Source organism: Streptomyces sp. NPDC033216 (assembly GCF_055577115.1).
This window is the reverse complement of the sequence record NZ_JBVIQK010000020.1, coordinates 48,295-67,844: the sequence shown is the minus strand read 5'-3', so window position 1 is coordinate 67,844 and position 19,550 is coordinate 48,295. Positions and strand designations below refer to the sequence as shown.

The following is a 19,550-nucleotide window of genomic DNA, read 5'->3' as shown; positions in this document are numbered from 1 at the left end:
TCTCGAAAGGCCCGTCCGTCCCGCGACGCCTGGCACGCACGACACACGCCCTAGTCGACCCGTGTCATCCGCGCCACCGGATCGCCCTCGGCCGAACTCTGCGACCGGTACGTCAGATCGTCGCCCGTCCGCGCCAACCGCACCGTGTGGGCAGCCGGGTTGCAGCCGCTGTGGTTGGTCTCGGCGCCGACGGAGGTGGCGATCAGTTCCTTCGAGGTCGTCTTCTTCAGGGTCAGGACGTCGAGGCAGACGCCGCCGAGCACGTCCGTCTGACGCAGACGCCCCAACTCCTCTCCCACGGCGGCCTGTTTCACCGTGAGGCGGAAGGTGCCCATCGGGAGCCGCCCGCCCAGACCGCTGCCCTGGCCCTCCCAGGTGCCGACGTAGGCGGCGGGGACCGCCCCGGACGGGGCAGGGGGGGCGGTGGCCGCCGGAGGCCGGGAGGACGCGTCGTCGCCCGCGGCGCTGTCGTTGTCGTCGGAGCCCGAGCCCGGCATCAGGTCGAGGACGAGCACCGAGCCCACGGTCACCGCCGCGAGCGCGCCCGCGACCGCGAGTGCCAGGGTGCAGCTCAGCCGCCGCCCGCGCCCGTCCTCGCCGGGCGTCGCGGCCGCCGCGAGGGAGAGGGACACCCTGCCGGGGCCGCCGGGCCGCCCGTCGCCGTCGGCGACCCCCGGCACGGACACCGCGGGCGTCGCACCCGGCGCCGCCGGCCCCGCATCCGGCATCACCGGTGCCGGCCCGAACTCCCCCACCGGGGCCGGAGCCCGCGCCGCCTGCACCGTGGCCGACGCCGGCCCGAACTGCCCCGCCGTGACCGGAGCCTGCGCCTCCCCCACCGAAGCGCTGCTGAACCCCACCGGTCCGGACACCGGACCCGCCCCGGTGCCCGCCCCCGTCACCTCCAGGTTCAGCAGTTGTACGGCGCTCCGCCCCACCTGCTCGACCAGCCTCCCCGGCAGCCAGCCCGAGGCGACCAGCCGGGCCGCCCCCTCCGGAGCGAGCCGGTGGGCGACCTCCGCGGGGGCCGGCCGGGCGGCCGGGTCCTTGGCCAGGCAGGCCGCGACCAGGTCGCGCAACCCGCCCTCCAGGCACCCCAGTTCGGGCTGCTCGTGGACGACCTTGTAGAGCAGGGCGGCCGAGGAGTCACCGGGGAACGGGGGTTCACCGGTCGCCGCGTACGCCAGTACCGCGCCGAGGGAGAAGACGTCGGCCGCGCCGGAGACGCTCGTGCCGAGGATCTGCTCGGGCGCCATGTAGCCGGGGGAGCCGACCGAGACGCCGGTGGAGGTGAGGGACGCGGTGCCGTCCGTCGCGCGGGCGATGCCGAAGTCGATGAGCAGCGGGCCGTCCACGGTGAGCAGGACGTTGGACGGCTTGACGTCCCGGTGCACGAGGCCCAGTCCGTGTACGGTCGCGAGCGCTTCGCCGAGGCCCGCCCCCAGCACCCGTACCGTGTGCTCGGGCAGGGCGCCGCCGTCCGCCACCGCCGCGGCCAGCGAGGGTCCGGCGGCGTAGGCCGTGGCGACCCAGGGGACGTTCGCCGTCGCGTCGGCGTCCAGGACGGGCGCGGTCCAGGCCCCGCCAACCCGCCGGGCGGCGTCGACCTCGCGGCGGAAGCGGGCGCGGAACTCCTCGTCGAGCGCGAGGTGGGGGTGCACGATCTTCACGGCGACCGTCCGGCCTCCGGAGCTGCGGCCCAGGTAGACGCGGCCCATCCCGCCGGAGCCGAGTCGGCCGAGCAGCCGGTAGGGCCCCACCTCGGTGGGTTCGTCGACACCGAGCGGCTGCATGACGTCCACCCTCCCCCGTGCGCCCGTGGCCCCGTGGACTCCGTGAGGCCCGGCAGCAGCCTAGTGCCGTCGTTACGGCTGGAGCAGCTCCACGTTCACGTCGGCCGGGAAGCCCGTCGTCGGGCCGACGCGGCGGGCGAACTCGGTGACGGCCGCGAGCTGGGCGGGGCCGAAGCGGAAGTCCAGGGTGGTGAAGTACCGCTCCAGGACCCGCTCGTCGAAGGCCTCCCAGCGGGCCGCCTGTTCGGCGACCTTGGTGACCTCTTCGAGGGAGAGGTTGCGGGAGGCGAGGAAGGCCTCGTGGACCTTGCGGGTGATGACCGGCTCGCGTTCCAGGTAGTCCCGGCGGGCCGCCCACACCGCGAAGACGAACGGCAGGCCGGTCCACTCCTTCCAGAGCGCGCCGAGGTCATGCACCTGGAGACCGAACTTCGGGCCGTCCAGCAGGTTCGCCCGCAGGGCCGCGTCGCCGATGAGTACGGCCGCCTCGGCCTCCTGCATCATCAGGCTCAGGTCCGGCGGGCAGGTGTAATAGTCGGGCCGGACGCCGTAGCGGTCGGACAGCAGGAGCTGGGCCAGGCGCACGGAGGTGCGTGAGGTGGAGCCGAGGGCGACGCGGGCGCCGTCCAGCTCCTCCAGCGGCACCTGCGAGACGATCACGCAGGACATCACGGGGCCGTCGCAGCCGACGGCGATGTCGGGGAAGGCGACCAGGTCGTCGGCGTTCTTCAGGAACTCGACGAGGGTGATGGGCCCGATGTCGAGGTCCCCCCGCACCAACTGCTCACTGAGCTTCTCCGGGGTGTCCTTGGTCAGCTCGAAGTCGAGGAGGGTGCCGGTTCTCGCGAGCCCCCAGTACAGGGGCAGGCAGTTCAGGAACTGGATGTGGCCGACGCGCGGCCGGGTGCGAGAATTGTCCACATCGCGACGATAGACCCCGTCCGGCAGCCTCCGGAGTCCGGCCCCTGACCGGCCCGCGTCAACCCCTTTTCCGGATCTTCAAACATCCGGGTGACGTGATCTTGACCTCTGTTGCTTTCGGGCGCCTGCATGCTAGGCTCGCCGCAAGTTGCAGTTTGGTTTCCCTTGCAGTACAGAGCCTGCGGAGCATGTAACCGCAGGCTCTTGTCGTTTTCAGACGTATGCAGTTGTGCGGCACTTGCTTTCACGCTTGCAGGGTTCTGGAGCAGGGCAACCCTTTGGGCCCAAGGAGGGCTTATGGCTACCGGAACCGTGAAGTGGTTCAACGCCGAAAAGGGCTTTGGCTTCATCGCCCAGGAGGGCGGCGGCCCCGACGTCTTCGTCCACTACTCCGCGATCAACGCGCAGGGTTTTCGTTCGCTCGAGGAGAACCAGCAGGTCTCCTTCGACGTGACCCAGGGCCCGAAGGGCCCGCAGGCGGAGAACGTCACCCCCGTCTGATCGCGCCAAACCCTGAGATCGCAAGTCTCTGAGAGCAGTACCCAAGGAGCCCCGCGCCGCAAGGCGACGGGGCTCCTGCCTTTTGGTGACGGCGCCTACACATGCTGCATGACGAGCACGAACGTCGTGCCGGGCAGCAGCGCCTCGTACGAGTGCGGCACATCGCCCCGGTACGTCATGTAGTCGCCGGGCTCCAGCCGCGCCGTCTCCCCCACCGGCCCCGCCTGCACCCGCCCGGTGCTCACGATCAGATGCTCGACCGTGCCGGGGATGTGCGGCTCCGAGACGCGGGCCGCGCCCGGTTCGGCGCGGAGGTGATAGAGGTCCCTCCGGGCGCCCGGCGGGCTCGCGGACAACAGGGTCGCCACGTAGGGCGCCTGCTCCGAGGCGACCGTCGGCCCCTCCCCCGCCCTGACGACCCGCACGGCGGACACCGGGGGCTCCACCAGCACGCTGAACGGGACACCCAGGGCCACGCCGAGCGCCCAGATCGTCTCCATGCTCGGGTTCCCGCTCGCCGCCTCCAGCTGGGAGAGCGTGGACTTGGCGATGCCGGCGCGCTTGGCCAGTTCGGAGAGGGACAGCCCGGCGCGGGTGCGCTCGCGACGCAGGGACGCGGCGATCCAGTCGAGAGGGAGGCGGGAGGGGGGCGGAGTGGGGGACGGGGCGGGAGGCGGGGGTACGGCGTCGGACATGTTGTTCGCTCCATCGGTACGGACGTTCGCCTTGACGAACAGTGGCCGGTCTGTCCATTGTAGAAAACATGCGTTCGCCGAACCGAACATCTCGCACACCCCGCTCCCCCCGGACGCCCCGCACCCCTTGGGCCGCCGCCCCCGCGGTCCGCCGGGCCCTCGTCCGTGACAGCTCACTCGTCTGGCTCGCCGGCGGGGTGGTCGGCGTGTCCTTCGGGGCGATCTCCGTTGCCGGGGGTCTTCCGGTATGGGTGCCGGTGGCGATGTCCGTGCTGGTGTATGCGGGATCGGCGCAGTTCAGCGCGGTGGGTGTGCTGCTGGCCGGGGGCGGGCCGGTCGCCGCGGCGGCGACCGGGCTGCTGCTGAACACCCGGACGGTGGCGTTCGGACTGGCCGTCGCCGATCTGCTGGGACCCGGTCGCGCGGCCCGTCTTCTCGGCGCGCATCTCGTCACGGACGAGACCGTCGCCTTCGCGCTCGCCCAGTCCGACCCCGGACGGTGCAGGGCGGCCTTCTGGATCTCCGGGCTCGGACTGTTCGCCGTGTGGAACGTCGGTGTGCTGGCCGGGGCGCTCGCCGGCGGCGCCCTCGGCGACACCGCCGCCTACGGACTAGACGCCGCCTTCCCCGCCGTCCTGGTGGCCCTGGTCCTGCCCGCGCTGCGCGAGGACACCCGGCTACGGCGTTCCGCGGCCTTCGGCGCCGCCCTGGCCTTGGCGCTGACACCGGTCGTCCCGGCCGGGGTGCCGGTCCTGTCGGCACTCGCCGGGCTGTTTCTGTACGGCCGTGAGGAGGCCGCCGTATGAGTGCGTCGGTCGTCGTGATTCTGGTGTTGACGGTGGGGACGTACGCGTTCCGGCTGGTCGGGCCGGCGTTGCACGGGCGGGTCGTACTGCCCGCGCGGGTGCGGGAGTTGTCGTCGGCGGGAGCGGTGGTGCTGCTGGCCGCGCTGCTGGCGACCGGCGCCCTGACCGAGGGCGGCGGCTTCGCGGGGTGGTCGCGTCCGGCCGGGGTGCTGGTGGCCGTGGTGCTGGCGTGGCGGCGGGCGCCGTTCCCGGTGGTGGTGCTGGGGGCGGCGGTGACGGCTGCGGGGTTGCGGGCGCTGGGGGTGGGTTGAGCCGTGGCAGGGCGGGTCCGCGCCCGTGCCGCCGTCGGTGTCAGTGGCACCGGCTACGGTCCCGCGCATGACCGAAGCCGCAGACTTCCTCACCGCGACCCGCACCTTCTACGACGCCGTCGCCGAGGACTACTCCGACCGCTTCCGTGACCTGCACGCGAAGCTGCCCCACGACCGGGCCGTGTTCGCGCTGTACGCCGAACTCGTGGGACCGGGTGGGAAGGTGGTCGATCTCGGGTGCGGGCCGGGGCGGGTCACCGGGCACCTCGCCTCGCTGGGGCTGTCCATGTCCGGGCTGGACCTGTCGGAGTCGATGCTGGCGGTGGCCCGGCGGGAGAATCCGGGCATCCGGTTCGAGCGGGGCTCGATGCTGGAGCTGGAGCACGACGACGACTCACTGGACGGGGTCGTCTCCTGGTACTCCTCCATCCACACACCGGTGGCGGAACTGCCCCGTCTCTTCGCCGGGTTCCGGCGCGTCCTCAAGCCCGGCGGCCACGCTCTCCTGGCCTTCCAGGTCGGCGACGAGCCCAAGCACCACGACCGGCCGTGGGGTCACCCGGTGTCCCTGGACTTCCACCGCCGCAGGCCGGAGGAAATGGCCGAACTGCTCGGCGAGGCCGGCTTCTCCGTGCGTTCCCGGACGGTCCGCGCACCGGAGCCCGAACTCGACGAGAAGGTTCCGCAGGCCTACCTGGTCGCGCGCGCCTAGGGAGCGAGCCCCTGCCGGGTCGAGCGCCACGAGGTGGCCGGGGTCATCGCGGGCCGGACGTCGAGCCGGCGCCGGCCCGGCCGGGCCCGTCACGGCGACCCCGGAGCCGGAGCGTACGGCACTCCGCCGCCTGCGGGCGCGACGGTCCCCTTCCGGCCCCACCGGACACGGACCGGGACCGTCGCGCGAGAGTCCTGGGGAGTCAGGGCCCGGGCGGCGGCGTCGAGCGGCCTGGCGTCGTCAGCGGAACCTCCGCCCACACCGTCTTGCCCACGTCCCGCTCGTCGACGCCCCACGTCCTCGCGAGTAGGGCGACCAGCACCAGGCCCCGGCCACCCTCCGCGTCCGGGTCCGTCACGAACCGCAGCTTCCGGTCGCCGCGCGTGTCACTCACCTCGACACGCAGCGTGCCCTCCGGGAACAGCAGCAGCCGTAGCTCGAAGTCCCGGCCCGGCACCCGGCCGTGCGTGACGGCGTTCGCGGCCAGCTCCGCGACGACGTGCTGCGCGGTGTCGTTGGCGTCCCCGTCGTGCGGGTATCCCCAGGCGTCGAGCTGCTGCCCGGTCATCCGCCGGGCCAGCCGGGCCCCCCTCGGCGTGGAACTGAGGCGGAGGGTCAGCTCCCCGAGAGGGGTGGAGATCTGGGTGGAGATTTCGGAGTTCACGTGACTGAGCGTGGCCTGTTGTCTCTAACCAGGTGGACCGTCGCCGACGTTCGGTTTCGTGCTGGATGAGAGCGTGCTGCTCCGGCCGATCGGTGGAGAGAAGGTGCACGCAGCACAGTTGCAGAACCTTCTGCGCATCGGCAGCTTCCGAGCCGTTGAACTTCAGGTGATGCCGATGGATCGTGAGGAACAGCCCAGCATGGACGGCCCGTTCAACCTGCTGACGGTTCGGAAGGGGGAGCAGGTAGCGTACGTGGAGATCCACACGCATCCACGACTCATCTCGGACGCGGAAGAAGTTCGCGTTCTGGGCGAGCGCTACGGGCTCCTCAGGGCGCAGGCCCTCAGGCCCAGCGAGTCGCTGGACCTGATCGACAAACTGCGGGGAAGTCTATGAGTACCCAGGAACTCAGCTGGTTCAAGAGCAGCTACAGCAGTGGCGGAGGCGGCGAATGCCTGGAAGTGGCCGCCTGCGCCACCACCATCCACGTCCGTGGCTCCAAGAACCCCACCGGCCCCACCCTGGGTCTCTCCCCCGCGGCCTGGGCCCACTTCCTCCCCTACGGCAGCGGGTCCTCGCCCAGCGCCAGCGGAGCGCCCACCGCGGACTCGTAGGCCTCCCGGGGGAACTCGTAGGGTCCCAGCGCGAGTTCCCCCCATTCCTCCCGGTACGGCTGGCGGAAGGCCGACCAGGTCACCGTCGTGGGAGTGAGGGTGACCTTGGCCATGAGGGGCCAGCAGCCCCAGATGCCGCAGGAGCAGCCGAGCAAAGGAACGGCGTGCCCGGCGGTGCGGAAGTGGTCCTCGAACTCGGCGACGCCGAGGCCGCCGTGCTGGACGCGGACCTGCTCGGCGGTCTCCTTCTCGTCCTCCGCCTCGCCGTCGAACTCCCCCGCCAGTTCGGCGCGCCACAGCGGGCGGGTCGCCTCGCCTACGAGCGTGCGCAGGTCCGTGCCGTCCACCCTGACTCCCCACACCGGGTGGGTCGGGCTTTCGGCGCAGGGGTACTGGAAGAACTCGATGGCGTTCACGGGCGGCATCCTCCCCGGCCGTGGACCTGTGCCGCGAACCGTTTTGCCGCCCGTGGGGGTCACTGCCCGTAGAGGCTCTCCACCTCGTCACCGAAGTCCCGCAGGATCGCCTCTCGGCGCAGTTTCATCGAGGGGGTGAGGTGGCCCTCCGCCTCGGTGAAGTCGCCGGGCAGGACGGCGAACCGGCGGATCGACTCGGGGCGGGAGACCAGCTTGTTGGCCTCGTCGATCGCGCGCTGGAGGACGCCGTTCAACTCCTCGTCCCCGATGAGGAGTTCCACCGGGACGGGGTGCTTGCCGTTCATCTGGCGCCAGTGGGTGAGGCCGTCGGCGTCGAGGGTGAGCAGGGCGGAGACGTACGGGCGGCCGTCGCCGAGGACCATGGCCTGGGAGATCAGTGGGTGCGAGCGCAGCCAGTTCTCCAGCGGGGCGGGCGCGACGCTCTTGCCGCCGGAGGTGATGATCAGCTCCTTCTTGCGGCCGGTGATCGTGAGGTAGCCCTCGTCGTCGAGTTCGCCGATGTCACCGGTGGCGAGCCAGCCGTCGGGGGCGGCGGGTACGACTCCGCCGGCCGCCGGGTCCCAGTAGCCGCGCAGGACGTGGTCACCGGCGATGAGTATCTCGCCGTCGGCCGCTATCCGGATCCTGGTGCCGGGCAGCGGCCAGCCGACCGTGCCCAGTCGGGGCTTCATGGGTGGGGTGACGGTCGAGGCGCCGGTCGTCTCGGTGAGGCCGTAACCCTCGTAGATCTCGATGCCCGCGCCGGCGTAGAACGCGGCGAGGCGTCGGCCCAGCGGGGAGCCGCCGCAGATGGCGTGCCGGACCCGGCCGCCCATGGCGCTGCGGATACGGCGGTAGACCAGCGGGTCGTAGAGGGCGCGGGCCGCGCGGAGGCCGGCGCCGGGGCCGCCTCCGGTGCCCGCGTTGTGGGCCTCGACCGCCTCGCCGTAGCGGATGGCCGTGTTCACCGCCCGGTCGAAGGAGGACACCCGGCCGCCCGCCTCCGCCTTCGCGCGGGCCGTGTTGAAGATCTTCTCCAGCATGTACGGGATGGCGAGCAGGCAGGTGGGTCTGAACGCTTCCAGGTCCGGGAGGAGTTGGTCGGCCTTGAGGCTGGGGGCGTGGCCGAGGCGGACGCGGGCGCGGACGCAGGCGATGGCGACCATCCGGCCGAAGACGTGCGACATGGGGAGGAAGAGGAGCACGGAGAGGTCGTCGGTGGACGACTTGAACACCGGGTACAGCAGCTCGATCGCGTTGTCGATCTCGGCGAAGAAGTTCCCGTGGGTGAGCGCACATCCCTTGGGGCGGCCGGTGGTACCCGAGGTGTAGATGAGGGTGGCGAGGGTGTCGGGGACCAACATGCCCCGGCGGATGTCGGTCTCGGCCTCCGGGACGTGCTGCTCGCCCAGTTCGGCGAGGCGGTCCACGTGACCCTTCTCGATCACCCAGATGTGGTGGAGGTCGGGCAGCCGGTCGCGTTCGGGGCCGATGGCCGCCGCCTGCCCGCCCGTCTCGGTGACGAGGGCCACCGCGCCGGAGTCCTGGAGGATCCACCGGGTCTGGAAGACGGACGAGGTCGGGTAGACGGGGACGGTCACCAGTCCGGCCGCCCAGGCGGCGAAGTCGAGCAGCGTCCACTCGTACCTCGTACGGGCCATGATGGCGAGGCGGTCACCCGGCATCAGACCCTCACCGATCAACCCCTTGGCCACGGCGAGGACTTCGGTCGCGAACTGCCGTGCCGTCACATCCGTCCACCGGCCCTCCGCGTCCCTGCGGCTGAGGACCACCGCGTCGGGGGCGGCCGCCGCGTTGTCGAACGGCAGTTCGGCGAGGGAGCCGTGCGTCACCGGCCGCGCGAACACCGGCATCGACACCTCCCGTACGGCGCCGTCCAGCCGGCGGGTCTCGGGCTCCACGAGGGCGGGGGGAGCGTCGTAACCGGCGAAGGCCGGGGTGGATGAACGCGGGGTGGACACGGGCGACTCCCTGGGCGTGCAGCGACCGAACTGCTTGCTGCATGAGGTACGTGCCTCGTGTGCCGAGGCGTTCAACCGGGACGGAACCGCAGAAAGGGGTTACCCCCGGCCAGGAGGGGGATCGTACGGGGCTGACGTGTGGGGCCTGTGCGCATTCGGGGGCGTCCGTGGGCCGGGGCTGTGCAACCTCCAGGGGTTCGTGAGTGACCCTCAGATTCACCGGGGGCGGTTGTCGCGAAGTCGCCCGGTGGACTTGCCGGAGACTTTACCGGCGGTAACCTACTCCAGAGTAAGGAATGGGCAGAGGGCGGGCGAGAGGGCGGGAGAAATGGACATGGCCGACCGGAACGGGCGCCTCGCGGGCGAGGAGCGGGCCCGGTGACGACCCCGCCGCTCTCCGCACCCCCGGCCCTCGGCCCGCTGTTCGCACGCGCCGCGCTCCTGTCGCCCTTCAAGCGGCCCCGGCCCGGCGCCGACTTCTCGGGCGGCCGGCTGGTCCTGCCCGGCCTGCGCGTCGACCTGGCCCGGCTAGCCGCCTACGAGCGGGTGTGCGGCTTCCCGACCGGCGACGACGCCCTGCCGATCACCTATCCGCACGTCCTGGGCTTCCCCCTGGCCATGCGCATCATGAGCGGCCGCGCCTTCCCGCTCCCGCTGCTCGGTCTGGTCCACACCTCGATCTCCCTGACCCGGCACCGGCCCGTCCCGGCCACGGGGACGTACGAACTCGCTGTGCATGTCGAGCGGTTGGCCCCGCACCGGCGTGGCACGGAGGCCGTCGTCGTGACCGAGCTGCGGGAGAGCGGGGAGGTGGTGTGGGAGTCGGAGAGCACGTATCTCGCCCGGCACCGGACGCGGGGGCAGGCCGCAGGCCAGGGTCCGGCTGACGTGGACGCCGTGGCCGGGACTCTCCCGGCGGGGTCTTCCCCGGCCGGGTCTTCCCTCCCCGTGGTCGGCGAGTGGCGGCTCGGCGCCGACGTCGGGCGGCGGTACGGGGCCGTCTCCGGGGACCGCAACCCGATCCATCTCTCCCCGCTCACCGCCCGCCTCTTCGGATTGCCCCGCGCCATCGCCCACGGCATGTGGACGGCGGCCCGCTGCCTCGCCGCCCACAGCGCCCCGGCCGCCGCGCACGTCCGGGTCGATTTCCGGGCGCCGGTCCTGCTGCCCGGAACGGTGACCTTCGCGGCGGACGGGGGGCGGTTCGAGCTGCGAGGCACGGGAGACGAGGGGCGAACCCACGTGCGGGGGCGGGTGGAGCCGGCGATCCCGGCTCACTGAGCGCCCCCGGTTCAGGACTCCGGTGGGGACCAGGGGCGGCCGGTCATGAGGTTGCCGAGGCCTGCCCAGGCGAAGTTCATCAAGGTCGCCGCCGCCTGGCGGGGGGTGACCGACCCGGACGCGTTGGCCCAGGCGGCCAGGGACTCCGCTGCGCCCACCAGGGCCTCGGCCAGGCCCGCCACCTCCCGTTCGGGGAGGTCCGGGTCACGGTGCGCCTCGCGGGCGGCGACCACGATCAGCTGGGTCACGAACGCCACGATCTCATCGCGCATCGCCGTGACCTCGGCGGCGAAGGTCTCGCCGTGGGTGCGGGCCTGGATGTGCAGGACGGACCAGGCGTGCGGATGGCGGCCGGTGTGGGCGAAGAACGCCAGCAGGCCCTCCCAGAGCCGGCGGTCGGCCGGCAGGCGGGTGTCCACGCCCGCGCGCACCGCCCCGACGAGCGCCTCCGCCTCACGCCGGATGCACGCGGTGAACAGGTCTTCCTTGGAGTTCAGGTACAGGTAGACCAACGGCTTGGACACACCCGCCAGTTCGGCGATCTCGTCCATCGACGCGGCCGTGTACCCGCGCCGCCCGAAGGTCTCCACGGCGGCGTCCAGCATCTGCTGCTCACGGACCGCACGCGGCATCCGCTTGGTCTTCACGGCACCCATGGGGAAAGACTAGTTGCGGCCGGCAGGGCCGAACTCCCCTGCGAAGGCGTCCCCCGGCCCGAGTCGGCCGAGACCGAGCGGCGGTCACCGCTCGGCGCCGGTCCCGAGGGCGGCGCGCCCGCCGATGACCGACCGGTGCGAGCGCCGTACCGGGGACCCTACGAGGGCTGGCCCTGCGCGTGGGCGGAGTCGACCGTCTCGTCCTCCTGGGAGCGGCTGGACTCCAGGCCGGCCTTCATGCGGTCCACACGGCGCACCACCGTCTCCGAGGCTCGGTCGCGCTCCTTGCGCAGCAGGACGAAGCTGATCGGCGCGGAGAGCACCAGCGAGAGCAGGATGATCCACATGCCGTTGGAGTCGCCCAGGCCACGCGGGAAGACACCGAGACGGACAAGCCCCCAGACGGCCGCGAGGCAGCCGGCGAAGACACCGAGGCGCATCAGCGTGTAGCGAAGCATCCCTAAATCCACTCTTCCGTCTCTGGGTCTCCCCTCCCGGGGAGGTCCGAAGGTCCCGAAGGTCCCAAAGGGGCGCCTTCCAGTGAAGCACGCCCGGCGGCGGACCTTGCGGCGGGGGCGGGGGCCGTCAGAGTCGCATCGGCTGCGGGGACTCCCGGCGGGCGGGGTCCGGGGCGTCGTACTCGCGGATGATCTCGTAGCGGGTGTTGCGTTCCACCGGGCGGAAACCCGCGTCGCGGATGAGGTCGAGGAGGTCTTCGCGGGTCAGCTTGCTGGGGGTGCCGTAGTTGTCGGCGTCATGGGTGATCTTGTACTCGACCACCGAGCCGTCCATGTCGTCCGCGCCGTGCTGGAGGGCCAGCTGGGCGGTCTGGACGCCGTGCATGACCCAGAAGACCTTGACGTGCGGGACGTTGTCGAAAAGGAGGCGGGAGACCGCGAAGGTCTTGAGGGCCTCCGCGCCGGTCGCCATCTGGGTGCGGGCCTGAAGGCGGTTGCGGACCTTGCCGTCCTTCATGTCCACGAAGTCGTGCTGGTAGCGGAGCGGGATGAAGACCTGGAAGCCGCCGGTCTCGTCCTGGAGTTCACGCAGCCGCAGCACGTGGTCCACGCGGTGGCGGGGCTCCTCGATGTGGCCGTACAGCATGGTGCTCGGGGTCTTCAGACCCTTCTCGTGCGCCAGGCGGTGGATCCGCGACCAGTCCTCCCAGTGCGTGCGGTGGTCCACGATGTGCCGGCGGACCTCCCAGTCGAAGATCTCCGCGCCGCCGCCGGTCAGCGACTCCAGGCCCGCGTCGATCAGCTCGTCCAGGATCTCCGACGCCGACAGGCCCGAGATCGTCTCGAAGTGGTGGATCTCCGTTGCCGTGAAGGCCTTCAGGGACACGTCCGGCAGGGCGGCCTTCAGCTCGCGCAGGGAGCGCGGGTAGTAGCGCCACGGCAGGTTCGGGTGCAGGCCGTTGACGATGTGCAGCTCGGTGAGGTTCTCCGACTCCATCGCCTTGGCGAGCTTGACGGCCTCCTCGATGCGCATCGTGTACGCGTCCTTCTCCCCCGGCTTGCGCTGGAAGGAGCAGTACGCGCAGGAGGCCGTGCACACGTTCGTCATGTTGAGGTGGCGGTTGACGTTGAAGTGGACGACGTCGCCGTTCTTGCGCGTCCGCACCTCGTGCGCGAGTCCGCCCAGCCAGGCCAGGTCGTCCGACTCGTACAGCGCGATGCCGTCCTCACGGGTCAGCCGTTCACCGGCCCTGACCTTCTGCTCCAGCTCGCGCTTGAGCCCGACGTCCATGCCCTTACCTCTTCCCGTTCGCCCTGAGACAGACTTCGTCAACCGTACGCCCCCACCCCTCGGGCGGGTGGTGCCCCCGGACGGCGCCGAACGCGCCCGACCGGTCAGACCTCTTCCGGAAGCTCCCCGACCCGGTTCTCCCACTTCGTGGAGAGCACGATGGTCGTACGGGTACGGGACACGCCCTTCGTCCCGGACAGCCGCCGGATGATCCGCTCCAGTCCGTCGACGTCGTTCGCCCGGACCTTGAGCATGAAGGAGTCGTCGCCGGCGATGAACCAGCAGTCCTCGATCTCGCTGAGGTCCTTCATCCGCGCGGCCACGTCCTCGTGGTCGGCGGCGTCGGAGAGGGAGATGCCGATGAGGGCGGTGACACCCAGGCCGAGCGAGGCGGCGTTCACCGTGGCCCGGTAACCCGTGATGACGCCGGCCGCCTCCAGCCGGTTGATGCGGTCGGTGACGCTGGGTCCCGACAGGCCGACGAGGCGTCCCAGCTCCGCGTACGAGGCCCGGCCGTTCTCCCTCAGGGCCTGGATGAGCTGCCTGTCCACGGCGTCCATGCGATCGAGCCTTCCGACGAAGAGGTCTGAGAGTGAGTGACATGCTGAAGGTGCTGCCGGTGCCGCTGTCCGGCACCGCTCAGGCGGGGCGTGTGCCGCCGCCCAGTTCGCCCTTCCACCGGCGGTAGAGGCCGTGCGGCACGCCCGCCGCGTCGAGAACCCGGCCGGCGACGAAGTCGACCAGGTCCTGGATGTGCGTGGCGCCCGCGTAGAAGGCCGGGGAGGCGGGTACGACGCTCGCGCCCGCGTCGTCCAGAGCGACGAGCTGACGCAGGGTCTGCCCGTTCAGCGGGGTCTCGCGGACGGCGACCACGAGCGTGCGGCGCTCCTTGAGCGTGACGCTCGCCGCCCGCTGGAGGAGATCCTTGGACAGTCCGAGCGCGACTCCGGCGACACAGGCCGTCGAGGCGGGCACGATCAGCATCCCCTTCGCGGGATACGACCCCGACGACGGCCCCGCCGCCAGGTCACCGGCGGCCCAGTACCGCACGGCGTCCCCGTCCACGTCGACGTCGAAGGTGTCCGGCTTCCCGTCGGCGCCCCGCGCCAGCCAGTCCCGCAGGTCGTCCCGCCAGTGCGCGTCCCGGAAGGAGATCCCCGTCTCGTCGAGCAGCGTGAGCCGCGAGGCCCGGCTGACGACCAGGTCCACGCGCTCGCCCCCGGCGAGCAGCGCGCGCAGCACGGCGGCGGCATAGGGCGTACCGGACGCCCCGGACACCCCCACGATCCAAGGCACGCGCTGCGTTTCTCCTGCGTTCACACCTTGAGCGTACCGGCGACCGAAGGGGTGCTCGGGACCGGACTACACCGTGAGGCCGCGCACCAGCAGGTCGATCAGCGCGCACACGAAGAGGCTGATGCCGATGAAGCCGTTCGTGGAGAAGAACGCCCTGTTCAGGCGGGACAGGTCGTGCGGCCGGACGATGGTGTGCTCGTAGACGAACGCGCCCGCGACGATCAGCAGGCCCAGCCAGAAGAAGGCACCGGCGTCCGTGACGACGGCGTACCAGACGAACAGGGCCGTGGTGACGGCGTGGCAGCCGCGGGCGCCCCAGATCGCGGCGGGGATGCCGAAGCGGGCCGGGACCGACCTGACGCCGATCTCACGGTCGGTGTCGACGTCCTGGCAGGCGTATATCAGGTCGAAGCCGCCGATCCAGACGCCGACGGCCAGGCCCAGGACGACCGCGTCCCAGGACCACTCGCCGGTGATCGCCAGCCAGCCGCCGATCGGGCCCATGGCCTGGGCGAGACCGAGGATGGCCTGCGGAAAGTTCGTGAAGCGTTTTCCGTAGGGGTAGACCACCATCGGGACCACGGCGACCGGGGCCAGGGCGAGACAGAGCGGGTTGAGCAGGGCCGCCGAGCCGAGGAAGACCACCAGGGCGATCAGCGCGCCGGTCCAGGCGTGCTTCACCGACATCGCGCCGGTGACGAGTTCGCGCTGGGCGGTGCGCGGGTTCCGCGCGTCGATCTCGCGGTCGATGATCCGGTTCACCGCCATGGCGAAGGTGCGCAGACCCACCATGCAGACGGTGACCAGCAGCAGCCGCCACCAGTGGATGTTCCCGTCCAGCTCGAACATCGCGGTCAGCGCGGCGATATAGGCGAAGGGCAGGGCGAAGACCGAGTGCTCGATCATCACCAGGCGGAGGAAGGCTTTGGTGCGTCCCGGCTGCGGGAGCGCCGCGGATGCCGAACTCACAGGCCGTACTCCTTCCACCGGCGGTCGACCGTCGCCGCCGTCTCCGGGTCCGAGAGGACCATGTCCGGCCAGCCCCCGTCGCGGGTGTAGCCCTCCTCGGGCCACTTCTTCGTCGCGTCGATACCCGCCTTGCCGCCCCAGAACTGCTGGTAGGAGGCGTGGTCGAGGTGGTCGACGGGACCCTCCACGATCGAGAGGTCGCGGGCGTAGTCGGTGTTGCCGAGGGCCCGCCAGGCGACCTCGTGCAGGTCGTGGACGTCGCAGTCGGAGTCGACCACCACGATCAGCTTGGTCAGGGACATCATGTGGGCGCCCCAGACCGCGTGCATGACCTTCTGCGCGTGCTTGGGGTACTTCTTGTCGATCGAGACGATCGCACAGTTGTGGAAACCGCCGGCCTCGGGCAGGTGGTAGTCCACGATGTCCGGGACGATGATCTTGAGGAGCGGGAGGAAGAACCGCTCCGTCGCCCGGCCCAGCGGGCCGTCCTCGGTCGGCGGCCGACCCACCACGATCGACTGGAGCAGCGGACGCCTGCGCATCGTCACACAGTCGATCGTCAGCGCCGGGAACGGCTCCTGCGGCGTGTAGAAACCGGTGTGGTCGCCGAACGGGCCCTCGGGAAGCATCTCGCCCGGCTCGAGCCAGCCCTCCAGTACGACCTCCGCCTGCGCCGGGACCTGGAGCGGGACCGTCTTGCAGTCGACCATCTCGATCCGCTTGCCCGCGAGGAACCCGGCGAACAGGTACTCGTCGATGTCGCCGGGCAGCGGGGCGGTGGAGGCGTACGTGACGGCCGGCGGACAGCCGAAGGCGATTGCGACCGGCAGCCTCTCGCCCCGGCGGGCCGCGACCTGGTAGTGGTTGCGGCTGTCCTTGTGGATCTGCCAGTGCATGCCGATGGTGCGCCTGTCGTGACGCTGGAGGCGGTAGAGCCCGAGGTTGCGGACCCCGTTCTCCGGGTCCCTGGTGTGGGTCAGACCCAGGTTGAAGAACGACCCGCCGTCCTGCGGCCAGGTGAACAGCGCCGGCAACTGCTCCAGGTCCACGTCGTCACCGTGCAGGACGACCTCCTGCACGGGACCGTCCTTCACCTTCTTCGGCGGGACGTGTGCCATGGCGCCGAGCTTGCCGAACGCCTCGCGGACCCCCACGAAGCCGTGCGGCAGCTCCGGCTTCAGCAGCCCGCCGATCCGCTCGGAGATCTCCGCGTACGACTTCAGTCCGAGCGCCTTCAGCAGGCGTCGGTCGGTGCCGAACACGTTCATCGCGAGGGGCATCGCCGAGCCCTTCACGTTCTCGAAGAGGAGCGCGGGGCCACCGGACTTCTGGACCCGGTCGACGATCTCCCCGACCTCCAGATACGGGTCGACCTCGGCCTTGATGCGCTTGAGGTCGCCCTCACGCTCAAGGGCCCTGAGCAGGGAGCGAAGATCGTCGTAAGCCATGCGGTCAAGTATCCCCGAGGGGCTACCCTGACCCCGTACCTGGGGCCCGTACCGCGGCCCCGCCGCCCTCTGCGCTGGAGAGACCCCATGCTGCGGGTACTGATGTTCCTGGTGCCGCTGGCGCTGAGCGTCTACGCGTTCATCGACTGCATCAGCACGAAGGACGACGAGATCCGCCACATGCCCAAGCCGCTGTGGGCCGTCCTCGTCCTGCTGTTCCCGCTCGTCGGTTCGCTCTCCTGGCTCATCGCCGGCAAGAAGCGCAGCCCCGCGGCCGAAGGCTGGTCCGGCGTCCGCGGCGGCCACCCGCGGCAGCGGCAGTGGATCGCCCCGGACGACAACCCCGAGTTCCTGAAGTCGCTCGACGAGGACGAGAAGAACGACGAGAAGGGCAAGGGGGACGAGAAGTAGGAGCGCCGGCCCTCTCGGCCGCCGTCCCCCTCGTCCCGGTGAGGGCCCCTTCGAGCACCCGCTACGGTGGGGCCCGATCACCATGAAGACACCCCGCACCCCTGCGCGAGACACCGACGGACGAGGCACCCGCCTCCGCACCGTCGACCTGGCCCGCCTCGCCGGGCTGTCGACCCAGCAGATCCGCAACTACGAGGAAGCGGGCGTACTGCCCCCGGCCGGGCGCACCGACTCCGGCTACCGCGCCTTCGGGGACGTACACCGGCGGGCCCTGCTGACGTACCGGGCGCTGCTCGCGGGGTACGGCCCCGCGCAGGCCACCCGGATCATGCGGACCGTGCACGCCGGTGACGTACCGGGCGCGCTCGCCCTCGTCGACGCCGCGCACGCCGCGCTGCACGAGGAACGGGCGGCGCTCCGGGCCACGGGCGAGGCACTGGAGACCCTCGCCGAGGACACCCCGGAACCCCTCGGGCGGCCCGGCCTGCGCATCGGGCAGGTCGCCGCCCTGCTCGGCGTACGCCCGTCGGCACTGCGGGTGTGGGAGGCGGCCGACCTCCTCACCCCGCCCCGCGAACACCCCACCGGCCACCGTCTCTACGGTCCCGCCGAGCTGCGGGACGCCAGGGTGATCCACAGCCTGCGCCGCGGCCACTACCTCCTGCACCAGATCCGTCCGGTCCTGGAGGACCTGCGCCGCGAGGGGAGCGCCGCCTCCCTGCGCAAGGCCCTGGCGGCGCGGGCGGAGTCCCTGACGACGCGCAGCCGGTCGATGCTGAGGGCGGCGGGCGCGTTGTCGGCGTACCTGGCCGAGGGCCTCACCTCACCGCAGGCGTGACGACGCCAGGATCGACAGCAGGTGCGCCGGCACCATCACCCAGGTGATGACGGCGATCGCGCCCAGCGCCCAGCGCGTCGGCTCCACCCCGCCGCCCACCGCCTCCGCGACCGCCACGACCAGCAGGACCAGCGAGGCCTCGATACCGTTGGTGACCCGGTGGATCTTGAAGGCCGCCGCGAGCCGCCGTACCGAGGCGACGCCCCGCGACCGGGGCCGGGTCGCCTCGTCGTCGGCGACGGGCAGCCCCCGCCGGGCGCGGGCGACGTCGACCAGGTCGGTGGACGCCTTCAGGAGGACGACGCCGAGCGCGGTGGCGAGGCCGAGCGAGACCCAGCCGTTGAACCCCGCCCAGCCGCCGACGACGCCGGACTCGGCGGCCCGGAAGCCGAAGCCGGTCATCAGCGCCGCGTCGGCCAGGTAGGCGCCGAGCCGGTCGACGTAGATGCCGGTCGCGCTGTTCTGCCCCTTCCAGCGCGCGACTTCGCCGTCGACGCAGTCGAAGAGGAGGAACAGCTGCATGAGCAGCACGGCGAGGACGGCGCCGGTCAGCCCCGGAATCAGCAGCGCGGCACCCGACAGCACCCCGCACCCCACCATCGTCCAGGTGAGCTGGTCAGGGGTGACCGGCGTGCGCACGAGCTGCCGGGTGAACCGCAGCGACACCCTCCGCATGTAGAGACGGCCGGCCCAGTGCTCCCCGTTCCTGCTCGCCAGCTTGGCCTGCGGCTGACAGACCTCCCGCAGCTCCTCCAGAACCGGCGCAGCACCCATGACGTTCCTCTCACACACCCACAAGCCCACAATGATCGGGCCAGGGTACCGAGTTGACGGAACGTCGGGCTCCGCGCGGCCGGGAGGGTACGTTGCGACGAGGTGACCCCCATGGACCAGGAGACATCGTGAACCAGCCGACCCCCGTGGACGGCGCGACCGCGCACGCCTGGCTCGCCACCGCCGTCGAGGAGGCCCGCACCGGTCTCGCCGAGGGCGGCATCCCGATCGGCGCCGCCCTCTACGGCCCCGACGGGTCGCTCCTCGGCCGCGGCCACAACCGGCGCGTGCAGGACGACGACCCCTCGACGCACGCGGAGACGGCCGCGTTCCGTGCGGCGGGACGGCAGCGGACGTACCGCGGGACGACGATGGTCACGACCCTCTCGCCGTGCTGGTACTGCTCCGGCCTGGTCCGCCAGTTCGGCATCTCCCGTGTCGTGATCGGCGAGGCGGTCACCTTCCGCGGCGGCCACGACTGGCTCGCCGGACACGGCGTGGAGATCGTGCTCCTCGACGACCCCGAGTGCGTCGCGATGATGCGCGACTTCGTCGAGAGGAACCCGGCTCTGTGGAACGAGGACATCGGCGAGTGAGTCCGAGGGTCGCCGCATACGCCGCGGGACGGTGACCCCGCTGGAGCGGCGGGCCGACGGGGGCGGACTCCGGGCCCGGACGGGCGAGGGCGGCGGGGAGGATCACGTGGCCGGCG

23 protein-coding genes and 1 pseudogene are annotated in these 19,550 nt (G+C 71.6%); 10 read left to right on the top strand and 14 right to left on the bottom strand.

Going from position 1 to position 19,550, the window contains the following annotated elements; genetic code table 11:
- Positions 1-50: 50 nt before the first annotated feature.
- Both ACZ5Y0_RS28790 and ACZ5Y0_RS28785 read right to left on the bottom strand, forming a co-directional pair.
- A complete protein-coding gene (locus tag ACZ5Y0_RS28790; RefSeq protein WP_469131603.1) occupies positions 51-1,793 on the bottom strand; it encodes a serine/threonine-protein kinase in 1,743 nt (580 codons plus the stop codon).
- Positions 1,794-1,865: 72 nt separating this feature from the next.
- Positions 1,866-2,714 (bottom strand): menaquinone biosynthetic enzyme MqnA/MqnD family protein, encoded by an 849-nt coding sequence (locus tag ACZ5Y0_RS28785; RefSeq protein WP_469131602.1) that lies wholly within the window; start codon positions 2,712-2,714, stop codon positions 1,866-1,868.
- A 297-nt stretch (positions 2,715-3,011) separates the two neighbouring features.
- On the opposite strand from ACZ5Y0_RS28785, the gene ACZ5Y0_RS28780 reads away from it, so the two are divergent.
- On the top strand, positions 3,012-3,215 hold the full coding sequence (locus tag ACZ5Y0_RS28780; protein ID WP_003974443.1) for a cold-shock protein: 204 nt from the start codon (positions 3,012-3,014) through the stop codon (positions 3,213-3,215).
- Between the two features lie 95 nt (positions 3,216-3,310).
- On the opposite strand, the gene ACZ5Y0_RS28775 is transcribed toward ACZ5Y0_RS28780, so the two are convergent.
- Positions 3,311-3,910: a helix-turn-helix domain-containing protein gene (locus ACZ5Y0_RS28775; protein WP_469131601.1), complete on the bottom strand. Its 600-nt coding sequence runs from the start codon at positions 3,908-3,910 to the stop codon at positions 3,311-3,313.
- 68 nt (positions 3,911-3,978) lie between these two features.
- Here ACZ5Y0_RS28775 and ACZ5Y0_RS28770 point away from each other — a divergent pair, with 68 nt between their 5' ends.
- The 3 genes from ACZ5Y0_RS28770 to ACZ5Y0_RS28760 all read left to right on the top strand — a co-directional run bounded on the left by ACZ5Y0_RS28770 (position 3,979) and on the right by ACZ5Y0_RS28760 (position 5,739).
- Positions 3,979-4,716, top strand: a complete 738-nt coding sequence (locus ACZ5Y0_RS28770) for an AzlC family ABC transporter permease (protein ID WP_469131600.1) — start codon at positions 3,979-3,981, stop codon at positions 4,714-4,716.
- Positions 4,713-5,027 (top strand): AzlD domain-containing protein, encoded by a 315-nt coding sequence (locus ACZ5Y0_RS28765; RefSeq protein ID WP_469131599.1) that lies wholly within the window; start codon positions 4,713-4,715, stop codon positions 5,025-5,027. The genes ACZ5Y0_RS28770 and ACZ5Y0_RS28765 overlap by 4 nt, the downstream gene beginning before the upstream one ends.
- A 67-nt stretch (positions 5,028-5,094) precedes the next feature.
- The gene (locus ACZ5Y0_RS28760) at positions 5,095-5,739 is read left to right on the top strand and encodes a class I SAM-dependent DNA methyltransferase (RefSeq protein WP_469131598.1); all 645 of its coding nucleotides are present in this window, start codon (positions 5,095-5,097) and stop codon (positions 5,737-5,739) included.
- Between the two features lie 202 nt (positions 5,740-5,941).
- On the opposite strand, the gene ACZ5Y0_RS28755 is transcribed toward ACZ5Y0_RS28760, so the two are convergent.
- Positions 5,942-6,403 carry an ATP-binding protein gene (locus ACZ5Y0_RS28755; RefSeq protein ID WP_469131597.1) on the bottom strand — a complete coding sequence of 154 codons (462 nt, stop codon included), beginning with the start codon at positions 6,401-6,403 and terminating at the stop codon, positions 5,942-5,944.
- A 46-nt stretch (positions 6,404-6,449) separates the two neighbouring features.
- Here ACZ5Y0_RS28755 and ACZ5Y0_RS28750 point away from each other — a divergent pair.
- Positions 6,450-6,800 (top strand): annotated as a pseudogene (locus ACZ5Y0_RS28750) (Scr1 family TA system antitoxin-like transcriptional regulator); the annotation flags it as partial.
- Positions 6,797-7,018 carry a DUF397 domain-containing protein gene (locus ACZ5Y0_RS28745; protein WP_469131596.1) on the top strand — a complete coding sequence of 74 codons (222 nt, stop codon included), beginning with the start codon at positions 6,797-6,799 and terminating at the stop codon, positions 7,016-7,018. The pseudogene ACZ5Y0_RS28750 and the gene ACZ5Y0_RS28745, both read left to right, overlap by 4 nt.
- Here the strand turns inward: ACZ5Y0_RS28745 and ACZ5Y0_RS28740 are convergent.
- Positions 6,964-7,434 carry a hypothetical protein gene (locus tag ACZ5Y0_RS28740; protein WP_469131595.1) on the bottom strand — a complete coding sequence of 157 codons (471 nt, stop codon included), beginning with the start codon at positions 7,432-7,434 and terminating at the stop codon, positions 6,964-6,966. The two genes, ACZ5Y0_RS28745 and ACZ5Y0_RS28740, sit on opposite strands and share 55 nt — an antisense overlap.
- Before the next feature lie 59 nt (positions 7,435-7,493).
- The gene (locus tag ACZ5Y0_RS28735) at positions 7,494-9,416 is read right to left on the bottom strand and encodes an AMP-dependent synthetase/ligase (protein ID WP_469131594.1); all 1,923 of its coding nucleotides are present in this window, start codon (positions 9,414-9,416) and stop codon (positions 7,494-7,496) included.
- Positions 9,417-9,794: 378 nt separating this feature from the next.
- Between ACZ5Y0_RS28735 and ACZ5Y0_RS28730 the strand changes: the two genes are divergently transcribed.
- Entirely contained in the window at positions 9,795-10,697 is a 903-nt protein-coding gene (locus ACZ5Y0_RS28730; RefSeq protein ID WP_469131593.1) for a MaoC family dehydratase, read from the top strand.
- 11 nt (positions 10,698-10,708) lie between these two features.
- Here the strand turns inward: ACZ5Y0_RS28730 and ACZ5Y0_RS28725 are convergent, their stop codons facing one another.
- The 7 genes from ACZ5Y0_RS28725 to ACZ5Y0_RS28695 form a co-directional block, all read right to left on the bottom strand.
- Positions 10,709-11,353 carry a TetR/AcrR family transcriptional regulator gene (locus tag ACZ5Y0_RS28725; RefSeq protein ID WP_469131592.1) on the bottom strand — a complete coding sequence of 215 codons (645 nt, stop codon included), beginning with the start codon at positions 11,351-11,353 and terminating at the stop codon, positions 10,709-10,711.
- 158 nt (positions 11,354-11,511) lie between these two features.
- Positions 11,512-11,811 (bottom strand): DUF4229 domain-containing protein, encoded by a 300-nt coding sequence (locus ACZ5Y0_RS28720; protein ID WP_469131591.1) that lies wholly within the window; start codon positions 11,809-11,811, stop codon positions 11,512-11,514.
- A 127-nt stretch (positions 11,812-11,938) separates the two neighbouring features.
- Positions 11,939-13,102 carry an aminofutalosine synthase MqnE gene (gene mqnE, locus ACZ5Y0_RS28715; RefSeq protein WP_469131590.1) on the bottom strand — a complete coding sequence of 388 codons (1,164 nt, stop codon included), beginning with the start codon at positions 13,100-13,102 and terminating at the stop codon, positions 11,939-11,941.
- Between the two features lie 104 nt (positions 13,103-13,206).
- On the bottom strand, positions 13,207-13,662 hold the full coding sequence (locus tag ACZ5Y0_RS28710; RefSeq protein WP_356560441.1) for an Lrp/AsnC family transcriptional regulator: 456 nt from the start codon (positions 13,660-13,662) through the stop codon (positions 13,207-13,209).
- A gap of 79 nt (positions 13,663-13,741) precedes the next feature.
- The gene (locus ACZ5Y0_RS28705; RefSeq protein WP_469131653.1) at positions 13,742-14,398 is read right to left on the bottom strand and encodes a UbiX family flavin prenyltransferase; all 657 of its coding nucleotides are present in this window, start codon (positions 14,396-14,398) and stop codon (positions 13,742-13,744) included.
- 66 nt (positions 14,399-14,464) lie between these two features.
- Positions 14,465-15,367, bottom strand: coding sequence for a menaquinone biosynthesis prenyltransferase MqnP (gene mqnP / locus ACZ5Y0_RS28700; protein ID WP_469131589.1), 903 nt, complete (start codon positions 15,365-15,367; stop codon positions 14,465-14,467).
- Positions 15,364-16,815, bottom strand: coding sequence for a menaquinone biosynthesis decarboxylase (locus ACZ5Y0_RS28695; RefSeq protein WP_469131588.1), 1,452 nt, complete (start codon positions 16,813-16,815; stop codon positions 15,364-15,366). Before ACZ5Y0_RS28695 ends, mqnP begins: the two co-directional genes overlap by 4 nt.
- Positions 16,816-16,902: 87 nt before the next feature.
- On the opposite strand from ACZ5Y0_RS28695, the gene ACZ5Y0_RS28690 reads away from it, so the two are divergent.
- Positions 16,903-17,226, top strand: coding sequence for a PLD nuclease N-terminal domain-containing protein (locus ACZ5Y0_RS28690; protein ID WP_469131587.1), 324 nt, complete (start codon positions 16,903-16,905; stop codon positions 17,224-17,226).
- A gap of 82 nt (positions 17,227-17,308) precedes the next feature.
- On the top strand, positions 17,309-18,064 hold the full coding sequence (locus ACZ5Y0_RS28685; RefSeq protein ID WP_469131586.1) for a MerR family transcriptional regulator: 756 nt from the start codon (positions 17,309-17,311) through the stop codon (positions 18,062-18,064).
- Here the strand turns inward: ACZ5Y0_RS28685 and ACZ5Y0_RS28680 are convergent.
- The gene (locus tag ACZ5Y0_RS28680; RefSeq protein ID WP_469131585.1) at positions 18,050-18,838 is read right to left on the bottom strand and encodes a CDP-alcohol phosphatidyltransferase family protein; all 789 of its coding nucleotides are present in this window, start codon (positions 18,836-18,838) and stop codon (positions 18,050-18,052) included. The genes ACZ5Y0_RS28685 and ACZ5Y0_RS28680 overlap by 15 nt on opposite strands.
- A gap of 128 nt (positions 18,839-18,966) precedes the next feature.
- On the opposite strand from ACZ5Y0_RS28680, the gene ACZ5Y0_RS28675 reads away from it, so the two are divergent.
- The gene (locus tag ACZ5Y0_RS28675; protein WP_469131584.1) at positions 18,967-19,434 is read left to right on the top strand and encodes a nucleoside deaminase; all 468 of its coding nucleotides are present in this window, start codon (positions 18,967-18,969) and stop codon (positions 19,432-19,434) included.
- Positions 19,435-19,550: the final 116 nt, after the last annotated feature.